Annotated in this window: 4 protein-coding genes; 2 read left to right on the forward strand and 2 right to left on the reverse strand. The window is 67.4% G+C overall.

Annotation, left to right across the window (positions count from 1 at the left end):
• The first annotated feature begins 85 nt into the window (after positions 1-85).
• A complete protein-coding gene (locus A5688_RS22145) occupies positions 86-901 on the forward strand; it encodes an oxygenase MpaB family protein (protein ID WP_068268272.1) in 816 nt (271 codons plus the stop codon).
• Positions 902-1,675, forward strand: coding sequence for an SDR family NAD(P)-dependent oxidoreductase (locus A5688_RS22150; protein WP_067909574.1), 774 nt, complete (start codon positions 902-904; stop codon positions 1,673-1,675).
• A 63-nt stretch (positions 1,676-1,738) separates the two neighbouring features.
• Here the strand turns inward: A5688_RS22150 and A5688_RS22155 are convergent, their stop codons facing one another.
• Complete coding sequence (locus A5688_RS22155; RefSeq protein ID WP_067909570.1) at positions 1,739-2,857, reverse strand: epoxide hydrolase family protein; 1,119 nt, start codon at positions 2,855-2,857, stop codon at positions 1,739-1,741.
• Between the two features lie 409 nt (positions 2,858-3,266).
• Positions 3,267-12,429 (reverse strand): non-ribosomal peptide synthetase (locus tag A5688_RS22160; protein WP_120312580.1); only part of this gene is annotated, 9,163 nt, incomplete at its 5' end.

Below are 12,429 nucleotides of genomic sequence, written 5' to 3' on the forward strand. Positions count from 1 at the left end.
CGGATATAACGTCACCAGATCATTGATCGTGCCGATCAGGCGATGGTCTACTCGATGGCATGAGGCCCATGAGGCAAGGCGCGCGATGAAGCGGCCCGCAACCCGGATCGCCGACCTGCTGAACCCGGCGGCGGCGTTGCTGCCCGCCGCGAACGTGATCATGCAATTGTCGCTGCCCGGCGTCGGCCATGGCGTGCTGGAAAGCCCGGTGGACAGCGGCAACGTCTACAAGCATCCGTTCAAGCGTGCCCGCACCACCGGCACGTATTTGGCGGCCGCGACCATCGGGACCGACTACGACCGGGCGCTGATCTGCGCGGCCGTCGACGTCGTCCACCGGCAGGTGCGGTCGACATCCTCGAGCCCGGTGTCCTACAACGCTTTTGACCCCAAGTTGCAACTGTGGGTGGCGGCGTGCCTGTACCGGTACTTCGTCGACCAGCACGAGTTTTTGCACGGGCCGCTGGACGACGCGACGGCCGACGCCGTCTATCGCGACGCCAGCCGGCTGGGCACCACGCTGCAGGTGCCCGAGCGGATGTGGCCCCCGGATCGGCACGCGTTCGACGAGTACTGGAAACGCTCCCTGGACGAGCTGCGCATCGATCCCCCGGTGCGCGAACACCTGCACGGCGTGGCGTCGTTGGCGTTTTTGCCGTGGCCGTTGCGCGTGCTGGCCGGGCCGTTCAACCTGTTCGCGACGACGGGGTTCCTGGCCCCCGAGTTTCGGGCGTTGATGCAGCTGGACTGGTCGCCGGGCCAGCAGCGCCGCTTCGGCTGGTTGCTGACCGCACTGCGGCTGGCCGACCGGCTGATCCCGCACTCGGCCTGGATCTTCGGCTACCGGCTCTACCTGTGGGACATGCGATCTCGCGCGCGCCAGGGCCGGCGGATCGTCTAGATGGATCGACTCGCGGGCAGGGTCGCCATCATCACCGGCGCGGGTTCCGGTATCGGGTGGGCCGCCGCGAGCCGCTTCGTCGACGAAGGAGCCCGCGTCGTCTGCGCGGACATCAGCGGTCACGAGCGCGACATCGCCGACCGGCTCGGCGATGTCGCGATGGCGGTGCACGTCGAGGTCACCAACGCCGCCGATGTCCGACGCATGATCGCCACCACCGTCGACCGCTTCGGCCGAGTGGATGTTCTGCTGAACAACGCCGGATTCGGTGGCCCCCACGCGGCCCTAGCCGACACCGAGGAAGAATTGTTCGACAAGATCCTGGCGATCAACCTCAAAGGCGTGTTCCTCGGCATGAAATACGCGATCCCCGCGATGCTGCATGCGGGTGGCGGGGCCATCGTCAACACCGCGTCGGCGTCCGGGCTAGTCGGCTGGAAAGGCTTGTCCTGCTACGCCGCCGCCAAAGCCGCGGTGGTGCAGATGACCAAGTCCGCCGCGCTGGATTACGCGAAGACGAACGTGCGCATCAACGCGATCTGCCCCGGCATGACCTACACCGGCCTGGCCGGGGCCAAACCCGACGACGACGTGCCGCCCGGTGACTACTTGCCGACGCCGATGGCCCGGTGGGGCGAGCCCGCCGAATTGGCCGCCGCCGCATTGTTTCTCGCCAGCGATGAAGCCTCGTTTGTCACGGGTGCCGCGCTGGCCGTCGACGGTGGGTACTCGGCGAGCGGCCCGATGGCCGGAAGGCCCCGCAAAGCGGACTAGCCTGTCCCCTCGCGGCCCCGACGGTGTTGCGTTGGAGTTCTTCGCACTTCCGGGCTGATCGGCTCAGCGCACCGTCGCGAAGAACGCGCGGAGATCCTCGACGAACAGCTCCGGCTGCTCGAACGCCGCGAAATGCCCGCCGCGCGGCATGTCCGTCCAGTGGGTGATGTTGTAGACCGGCTCGCACCAGCTGCGCGGCGCCTTGAGCAGCTCCCCGGGGAAAGCCGCTACGCCCGTGGGCAATTCGACGCGATCGCCGCCCCCCCACACCGCAAAGCTCTCCCAGTACAGGCGGGCCGAGGACGCGGCGGTGTCGGTCACCCAATAGACCATCACGTTGTCGAGCAGCTCCTCGCGGCTGACCGCGTTCTCGGGGTGCCCGTCGCAATCGGCCCAGTCCCAGAACTTTTCGACGATCCAGGCCAGCTGCCCCACGGGCGAATCGGCCAGGCCGTAGCCCAGCGTCTGCGGCCGGGTGGACTGTTGCTTCGAATAGCCGGTGCCCCACTTGCGATGGTTGGCCAGCCCGGCGAGCGCCCGCTGCTCTTCCTCGGTGGGATTCGTCAGCGAGTCCTTGGTGGGCCGGCCGACCGGCATGTTCAGGTGGATGGCCACGCAGTGGCCGACATTGCGGCCGATCTGCGTCGTGACCGCGGCGCCCCAGTCACCGCCCTGAGCGCCGTAGCGGTCATAACCCAGGCGCAGCATCAGCGTTTCCCATGCCTGCGCGATCTTCTCCACACCCCAGCCCGTGTGGGTGGGCTTCCCGGAGAACCCGTACCCCGGCAGCGACGGGCAGACGACGTGGAAGGCGTCCTCGGCGCGCCCAGAGACGGGGTTGGTCAACGGCTCGATCACCTTGTGAAACTCCACGATCGAGCCCGGCCAGCCGTGGGTGATCACCAGCGGGAAGGCATCGGCGTGTGGCGACCGCTGGTGGATGAAATGGATGTCCAGGCCGTCGATCTCGGTGATGAACTGATCGAAGCGATTGAGCGCGGCCTCCCGCGACCGCCAGTCGTAGTCGTTGGCCCAATAGTCGGCCAGTTCGCGGGTGTAGGCCAACGGCATGCCCTGGCTCCAGTCGTCCACGCATTCGGCCTCTGGCCAACGCGTACGGGCCAGCCGCGATCGCAGATCGTCAAGAACGTCGTCGGGAACGTCGATGCGGAACGGTTTCACGGGTTCATAGTGCCCCCGGGCGCAAAGCCCTCGGTACACACCCCAGCGCGGCGGTCCCGCGCACCCCACCTCCCGCTCGTCCCGCGCACCCCACCTCCCGCTCGCGAGCGTATGCGCACTGCGGGATTCGCCGTGATTTTTCGCGGTGCGCTTACGCTCGCGGCGTCGGGTGGGCGCGGCCTCAGGGCGCGAGCCTGACGAACCCCGGCGACATAGGTGGCGCCGCGGGCGGTGGCAGTGTCGGGGCGGCGGTCAGCGTCGCGGCGTCGACGAACCTGTCCAGTGTGAGTCCGCCGACGTGCACCTCGTGCCGTCGCGGCCGTGCACGGACGCAAAGTGGGGCCTCTTTGCCCAGGGCTTTCGCTCGGCCTCGATGTCGTCGCGTGCTCTTACAGCTCGCTGGCCGGGCTCACGACGGAATGTCTTGCGTCGAGCCGGCAAGTCTGGCCGACTGCTGACTCAGTCTTTTAACGGACGGCGCGTCGAATACGGTGGGCACTACAAGGTGGATATGAAGGGCGGTGTTGATCGTGGCGACCAGCCGCATCGCGGAAAGCGAATCCCCGCCCAGGTCGAAAAACGACTCATCGATTCCGACACGGTCTACTCCGAGTAACTGGGCGTAGATGTCGGCCAGGATCTGCTCGACCTGAGTAGCCGGGGCGCGATAATCACCGCCGGTGCCTTGGCACTCGGGTGCCGACACCGGTGTGGTCGCCGCTGGTTGGGTCAACGCCGCGCGGTTACCGAACCCATTCAGCTGGGCATGCTCGGGCTTGTCGAGCAGATCCATCGACGTCAACCGCCGCCCCGGATCAGCTGTCATCGTCCGCAACACCCACTGCAACCGCTCGATCACTGCCTCGATGCTGGCCAGGTCGAAAACATCCGTGCGAAATTGAACGCGAAGGCCCAGTTCGCGGCCCGGCACGGCCTGCACCGCAAGCGGGTAGTGGTAGTAGTCGCGGATGTTGGAGGCGGTGATAGCCAGCTCGCCGGGACTCGACGACGCGGCAGTATCGACCGGGTAGTTCTCGTACACAAAAACGGTGTCGAAGAGCTGGTCGTGACCGGCGATGCGGTGAAGGTCCCGCAGCGCCAGATGCTGGTGTTCGAGCGTGTTGTTGTGGGCGCTCTGCAGCTGGTCCACTAGGTCCGCGGTCGTGGTTACCGGGGTGATGTTCGCTCGCACCGGCACCGTGTTGATCAATAAGCCCACTATCGACTCCGCCCCAGACACTTCAGCTGGCCTACTTGAGACCACCGTCCCGAATGCGACATCGTGCTGGCCGGTCAGCCACATCAGCAGCTGCGCCCAGGCGCCGTGCAGCAGCGTGCCGACGGTGGTGTGATGCGAGCGCGCCAGCTGGTTAAGGGCGCGGGTGATCTGCTCAGGCACCCGGAACGATGCCGTGCTTCGCGGTCCCAGCCCTAGCCGGTCTGGCGGACCCACCAATGTGGGTGTCTCAAAACCGGCGAGCACCTCACGCCAGGCCGCCTGGGCGGCAGCACAGTCCCGATCGGCCAGCCAGGTCACAAACCTGCGGTACGGGACAGGCGCGGGCAACCGGTCTCCTCGATAGCTGGCGAATACCTCCCCTAACAGCATCGACATTGACCAGCCATCGAGCACGATGTGGTGATTGGTCAGCACAAACCGGTGCCGACCTGGTGCGGTGCGGATCAACGCCGCCCGGAAGGCCGGCTGGTCGGCCAGGTCGCAGACCGTGGCGCGCTCAGCAGCGCACACCTGCTGGACCTGCTCCTCGACGTCGACGCCATCGGCGTCAGTCTCCACATACCGCCAGGGCGCCACCGGATCAGCCGGGATGATCTGCACCGGCTCGTCGAACTGGTCACAGAACCGGGCCACCAGGTTGGGATGGCGGTTGACCACCGTTTGCACCGCATTACGCAACCGGTCGCAGTCGAGCGGGCCGGTCACGGTGAAGTCCAGCTGCACCGCATACGCATCGTCATCGCTGCTTTGCGCAGCTCTGGCATGGAAGAGCAGCCCCTGCTGCAGCGGGGTCAACGCCAGCACATCAGCGATCTCATAGTGCCGGTGCAGCTCGTCGATCTGGTGCTGACTCAGCCGCGCCGGCGCGATATCCGAAGGGGTCAACCCGCCCCCGCCGTGGCTCACGTGGGCGCAGATACCGGCCAGGGCATCGAACCACAACCGGCTCAGTCGGCTGACCTGGTCGTGATCCAGCGCCGAGGTCGCCCACGTCCAACTGGCATGCAGGCGCGGGCCGGTGTCGGTGTCCTCGGTGGCGGCGTTGAGCTCCACGGTGTGCGGCAACGCAATCGGCACCGCCGCGGCCGCCGCGGTCAAAGCCAGGCCGTCCGGGCTGATCCGCCACAGATCAGCGGGGAGCCCGGCCGTGGCGCCGTGCAGCCGTCCCAGGTAGTTGAACCCGATCTGCGGGTCAGACCCGTCCAGGTCAACATCGGTGTTCAGGTAGCGCAGCACCCCGTAGCTCAGCGGCGCGGGAAGGGCGCGCAGTTGTTCTTTGGCGTCTTTGATCACTGCTCCCAGTGCGGCCTCACCGGCCACCACCTGTGCCCACGACAACCCACCTATTGCCAGTGACACCGGATAGATGGTCGTGAACCATCCCACGGTGCGCGACAGGTCCACATCTGCGGCCAGCTCGTCGTGACGCCCGTGGCCCTCGACGTCGATGCCGATCGGCGCACCGCCGTTGCCCAAAAACTCTGCCACCGCCAACCCGAACGCAATCAACAAAATGTCCTGCACCGTGGCATGAAACGCCGCCGGCACCTCACCGAGCAGCATGCCGGTGGTCTCGACATTCAGTTCCAGCGATAGGTGGCCAGCGGTGGCGAAGGTATCCACCGCAGGTTGCACCGCCGGCAACGCGGCCGGTGTTGCCGACACCTGCTGCCACACGTCGGCCAGGCCGATGATCTCCGGGTTGTGCGAGTGTTCGGCGAGCAGCGATGACCACCGGGCAAACGAGGTCCCGGTCGCCGCCAGCTCTATCGGCCGTCCCGCACGGTGCTGGACCCAGGCAATGTTGAGGTCTTCCAGCAATATCCGCCACGACACCGCGTCGACGGCCAGGTGATGGATGATCACCACCAGCTGACCGGTGGCGGGGGCCCACAGCGCGCTGAGCATAGCCCCGACTGCCGGGTTCAACCGCTCCCGGGCCGCTATCACAGCCTCGTCGGACAACGCGTCCACGGTGCGCAGGCGAGCGCCGGCGTCCACCGACCCCGCCTCGGGCACGGTCAATGACAGGCCCCCTGAGCGGTCGTCCTCGACCCGCGCCCGCAGCATGGCATGCCGATCCAGCAAGGCCTGCAACAGCACCACCACGTCGGCTTCGGTGGCCCCTGCCGGAGCCTGCACCAACACCGTCTGGTTGAACTGGTCGACCGCGCCGTCCAATCGCTGCAGCCAGCGCATGATCGGGGTGGCCACAACAGGACCAAGGCCCTCATCCACCGGGCTATCGGCGTTGTCGGCCACCTCGGCCGCCCGTGCCAGCCGGGCCACGGTCTGCTCGACGAAGATGTCGCGCGGCCGACACACCAGGCCGGCCGCGCGCGCCCGGGCCACCACCTGCATCGACAAAATGCTGTCGCCGCCCAGGTCGAAGAAGGAGTCGTCGACCCCGACCCGCTCCACACCCAGCACCTCGGCGTAGATGCCGGCCAGGATCTCCTCGACCGCGCTGCCCGGGGCGCGGTATTCATCGGCGATGTATTCGGGTGCGGGCAGCGCGCGGGTGTCGAGTTTGCCGTTGGGCGTCAACGGAAGTGCATCGAGCGTGACGACCGCGGCCGGGACCATATACTCCGGGAGCCGCTCGGCCAGCACGGCGCGGATTTCGACGAGGTCGGCGGTGCCGGTGACATAACCCACCAGACGTTTGTCGCCGGGGCGGTCCTCGCGGGCGATCACCGCGGCCTGGTCCACCCCGTCCAAACCCGCTAGGGCCGTTTGGATTTCGCCGAGCTCGATGCGATGTCCGCGGATCTTGACCTGCTCATCAGCGCGCCCCACATACGCCAGTTGCCCATCGGCATCCCAGCGGACCAGGTCCCCGGTGCGATACATGCGCATTCCTGGTACTCCCGCGCCGGCGAACGGGCAGGCCACAAACCGCGACGCCGTCAACCCGGCCCGACCGATATATCCTTCGGAGACACCGGATCCGGCGACATAGAGCTCACCGACGACGCCGGGAGGAACCGGACGCAACCACCCGTCCAACACAAACAACGCCGCGCCGGGCACCGGCGAGCCGATCGGCGGTATGCCCGATCCCGGCCTCAGGGGCGCACTGATGGTCACGCACATGGTGGTCTCGGTCGGGCCATAGGCGTTGATCATCACCCGTCCGGGCGCCCACTGATCCACCACCTCGCCCGGGCAGGCCTCCCCGGCCATCACCAGCGACACCGACTCCAACCCCTCGGGCGAGAGCATCGCGACCGCCGACGGGGTCTGGGTCAACACGCTGACCTGTTCCGCAGCCAGCACCCGATGCAAGTCTTCCGGAGAGCCCACCACCGACTCGGACACCACCACCAGCCGCCCCCCGCGCAACAGCGCGCCGAAGATCTCCCACACCGAGACATCGAACGCATACGAATGGCACTGGCTCCACACCCCCGCCGCCGGCAGGCCCGCATCCAGCGACCCCAACAACTGGGTCACGTTGCGATGCATGACCGCAACGCCTTTGGGCACCCCCGTGGTGCCCGAGGTGTAAATCAGGTACGCGATATCCTCCGGGCCGGGCACTGGCAAGGCGGTGCACGGGTAGCTGGGAATGCGGGGGTCCTCCACATCAATGATCGCCAGGTCGTACCCGTCCAACCGTTCCGCCCAATCGGCGGTAGTCACCGCGGCAACCGGCGTGGCATCGGCAACCATGAACCCGATCCGAGCCGTTGGCGATGTGGGATCGATCGGCAGGTAGGCCGCCCCGGTCCTGAGCACCGCCAAAATCGCCACGACCGCGTCGGCCGACCGCGAAAACAGCAGCGCCACAGTCTGTCCCGGACCGGCTCCGCGGTCGACCAACAGGTGCGCCAGCCGATTAGCGGCCTCGTCCAGCTCCCGGTAGGTCCAAGAGCGCTCACCGCAACTGATCGCGACCGCCTCGGGCGTCTGGGCCACCTGAGTCGCGAACAACTCCGGAATCGACACCGATATGCCTGCCGGCCCGTCCAAAACAGCCTTATTACCAAGCTCTTCCAGGCAGGCATGCTCAGCCTCATCGAGCACGTCCACCGACGAGAACCGCCGGGTCGGGTCGGCGGTCATCGCCAGCAACACCCGCCGCCACCGCTCGATCAGTGCCTCGATGCTGGCCGCGTCGAACACGTCGGTGCGAAACTCCACGTCCCCGTAGAGCCCGGCGGGCTCACCGGCCTCGGTGAAACGTTCGGCCAGCGTAAATGTCAGATCCATGCGCGCCGACTGGGTATCCGTGAGTAGCGGCGTGACCTGCAGATCACCCAAACTCCGCCCGGTCGCGGGGTTGATTTGCCCGGGGAAGTTCTGCCAGGCCAGTACCACCTGCACCAGCGGGTGATGGGCCAACGATCGCGTCGGGTTGAGCCGCTCCACGAGCACCTCAAACGGCACATCCTGATGCTCGTAGGCGCCCAGACTGCGCGCCCGCACCTGCGCCAGCAGCTCGGCCACGGTGGGATCCCCGGCCAGATCGACCCGCAGCACCAGGGTGTTGACGAAAAATCCCACCAGCTCATCCAGCGCGGGATCGCGCCGCCCGGCGATCGGGAACCCCACCGCCACATCGGAATTCGCGCTCAACTTGCCCAGCAGCACCGCCAGCGCGGCCTGCAACACCATGAAGCTGGTCGCGTTGTGCTCACGGGCCACCTCGCGCACCCGCTGCTGCAGCCCCGCCGGCCACTCCACCCCCAACCGGGCGCCGCGCTGGTTGGCCACCGGCGGGTAAGGCCGATCCGTGGGCAGCACCAGCCGCTCGGGCAGCCCGGCCAGCGCCTGCTCCCAGTAGGCCAACTGCGCGGCGATGGGACTGCTGCTATCGGCCAAATCACCAAACTGCGCGCGCTGCCACAGCGTGTAATCGACATACTGCACCGCTAACGGCGCCCAGCCAGGGGCCTGCCCCGCGCACCGGCTCGCATAAGCTATACCCAGGTCACGCACCAACGCGGTGATCGACCAGCCATCCGCGCCGACATGGTGCACCACCGCTACCAGCACGTGTTCGTCGTCGCCGACGCGGAAAAGTGTTGCCCGCAAAGGGATCTCGGTGGCCAAATCAAACCGGTAGCATGCCACCGCGCCGACGGCCTCACCCAGCCGGCTTTCCGGCCAGTCGGTGGCATCGATGACGTCCCAGCCGAAATCGGCCCGCTCGCCAGGGATAACCACCTGTTGGGGCGTTCCCTCGGGCGCCACAAACAGGGTGCGCAGGCTTTCATGGCGGGCCACCACGTCGGCCAGCGCCGCACCCAACGCCTCGGCATCAAGCCGCCCACTTAACCGCAACGCCGCCGGCATGTTGTAAACCGGTGAAGGCCCCTGCAACTGGTCAAGGAACCACAATCGCTGCTGGGCAAACGACAACGGCACCACCGCGGGCCGCTCACCGGCCACCAACGGTTCAAGCCGACCCGCACCCGCACAGATACGCGGCGCCAACTCGGCAACCGTGGGCGCCTCGAACACGGTGCGCACCGAAAGGCCGGCATCCAGTGCGGTCTCGATCGCGGCGATAAGGCGCGTGGCCAACAACGAGTCCCCGCCCAGGTCGAAGAATGAGTCGTCGACCCCGACCCGCTCCACACCCAGCACCTGGGCGTAGATGCCGACCAGGATCTCCTCGACCGGGCTGGCCGGAGCGCGATAACCACCACCGGCACTTTGATATTCGGGTGCCGACAGGGCGCGGGTGTCAAGTTTGCCGTTGGGCGTCAACGGAAGTACGTCGAGCACCACCAGCGCGGCCGGGACCATATACTCCGGGAGCCGCTCGGCCAACGCGGCGCGGATCGCGGCCGGCTCTGCGGTCCCGGTGACATAACCCACCAGACGCTTATCGCCGGGCCGGTCCTCGCGGGCCAGCACGACCGCCTGCTCGACGCCGTCCAAACCCGCTAGGGCTGTTTGGATTTCACCGCACTCGATGCGATACCCGCGGATCTTGACCTGCTCATCGGCGCGCCCCACATACGCCAGTTGCCCATCGGCACCCCAGCGCACGAGATCCCCGGTGCGATACATGCGCATTCCTGGCCCGGCGAACGGGCAGGCCACAAACCGCGACGCCGTCAACCCGGACCGACCGAGATACCCCGCGGCCACACCGGATCCTGCGACATAGAGTTCGCCGACGACGCCGGGAGGAACCCGCCGCAACGATTCGTCGAGCACGAACAACGCCGCGCCGGGCACCGGCGAGCCGATCGGCGGCGCACCCGACCCCGCCGCCAACGGCGCACTGACCGCAACGCACATGGTGGTCTCGCTCGGGCCGTAGGCGTTGACCATCACCCGTCCGGGCGCCCACCGGTCCACCACCTCGGCCGGGCAGGCCTCTCCGGCCATCACCAACGCCGTCGACTCCAACCCCTGCGGTGACAACATCGCGACTGCCGATGGGGTCTGGGTCAACACGCTGACCTCTTGGTCGATCAGTAGAGCGTGGAAGTTCTTGGGCGAGCGCGCCACCGACTCGGGCACCACCACCAGCCGCCCCCCGCGCAACAGCGCGCCGAAGATCTCCCACACCGAGACATCGAATGCCAGCGAATGACATTGCGACCACACTCCCGCCGCCGGCAGGCCCGCATCCCGCGACCCCAACAACTGGGTCACGTTGCGATGCGTGACCGCAACGCCTTTAGGCACCCCCGTGGTGCCCGAGGTGTAAATCAAATAAGCCAGGTCATCGGCCGTGGGCACCGGCAACCCGGTGCACGAGTAGCTGGGGATCCGGGGGTCCTCCACATCAATGATCGCCAGGTCGTACCCGTCGAACCGTTCCGCCCAATCGGCGGTAGTCACCACGGCCACCGGCGCGGCATCGGCCATCATGAATTGCACCCGCGCCTCGGGCACCGCCGGGTCGATGGCCAGATACGCCGCCCCGGCCTTGAGCACCCCCAACATCGCCACGACCGCCTCAGCCGAGCGCTCCAACATCAGTGCCACACACTCACCCGGGCCCGCCCCCTGGCCGGCCACCAGGTGCGCCCACCGGTTAGCCGCCTCATCCAGCTCGCGATAAGTCAACGAATGCTCACCGCAACTGATCGCCACCGCATCCGGTGTCTGGGCCACCTGCGCGGCGAACAACACCGGGACCGATACCGGCGTGGTCGCCGGCTCGGTCAGCACCGCCCGATTACCGATCTCATCCAACCGGGCATGCTCAGCCGCATCGAGCACATCCACCGACGAGAACCGCCGGGTGGGATCGGCGGTCATGGCCCCCAACACCCGCCGCCACCGCTCGATCAGCGCCTCGATGCTGGCCGCGTCGAACACATCGGTGCGAAACTCCACCGTCCCGCCAATCCCGGCGGGCTCACCGGCTTCGGTGAAACGTTCTTTCAGGAAGAACACCAGATCCATTTTCGCGGCCTGAGTATCCGCGAGCAGCGGTGTGACCTGCAGATCACCCAAACTCAGCCCGGCGGCCGGGCCGGATTGCTGCCAGGGAAGGTTCTGCCAGGCCAACACCACCTGCACCAAGGGAGAATGGGCCAGGCTTCGGGTGGGGTTGAGCCGCTCCACCAGCACTTCAAAGGGCACGTCCTGGTGCTCGTAGGCGGCCAGGCTACGCGCCCGCACCTGGGCCAGCAGCTCGGCCACGGTGGGATCCCGGGCCAGATCGACCCGCAGCACCAGGGTGTTGACGAAAAATCCCACCAGCTCATCGAGCGCCGGATCGCGCCGGCCGGCGATCGGGAATCCCACCGCCACATCGGAACTCGCGCTCAACTTGCCCAGCAACACCGCCAGCGCGGCCTGCATCACCATGAAACTGGTCACGTTGTGCTCACGGGCCACCCGAGCGGCTTGCTGCTGCAGCCCCGCCGGCCAATCCACGGTCAGCCTGGCGCCGCGCTGATCAGCCACCGGCGGGTAAGGCCGATCGGTGGGCAACGCCACCCGCTCGGGCAGCCCGGCCAGCGCCTGCTCCCAATAGGCGAACTGGGCGGCGATGGGACTGCCACTATCGGCCAGATCCCCAAACTGCGCACGCTGCCACAGCGTGAAATCGACATATTGCACCGGTAGTGGCGCCCAGCACGGGGCCCGCCCCGCGCACCGGCTGGCATACGCCACCCCCAGATCACGCACCAGTCGGGTCATCGACCAGCCATCGGCGGCGACCTCGTGCGCCACGGCCACCAGCACGTGTTCGTCCGCGGCGACCCGGAAAAGCCTTGCCCGCAAAGGGATCTCGGTGGCCAAATCAAACCGGTAGCACGCCGCCGCGCCGACGTCCTCACCCAGCCGGCTTTCCGGCCAGTCGGTGGCATCGATGACGTCCCAGCCGAAATCGGCCCGCTCGGCGGCCACC

It is taken from the genome of Mycobacterium mantenii (assembly GCF_001667865.1).
GTDB lineage: Bacteria > Actinomycetota > Actinomycetes > Mycobacteriales > Mycobacteriaceae > Mycobacterium > Mycobacterium mantenii_A.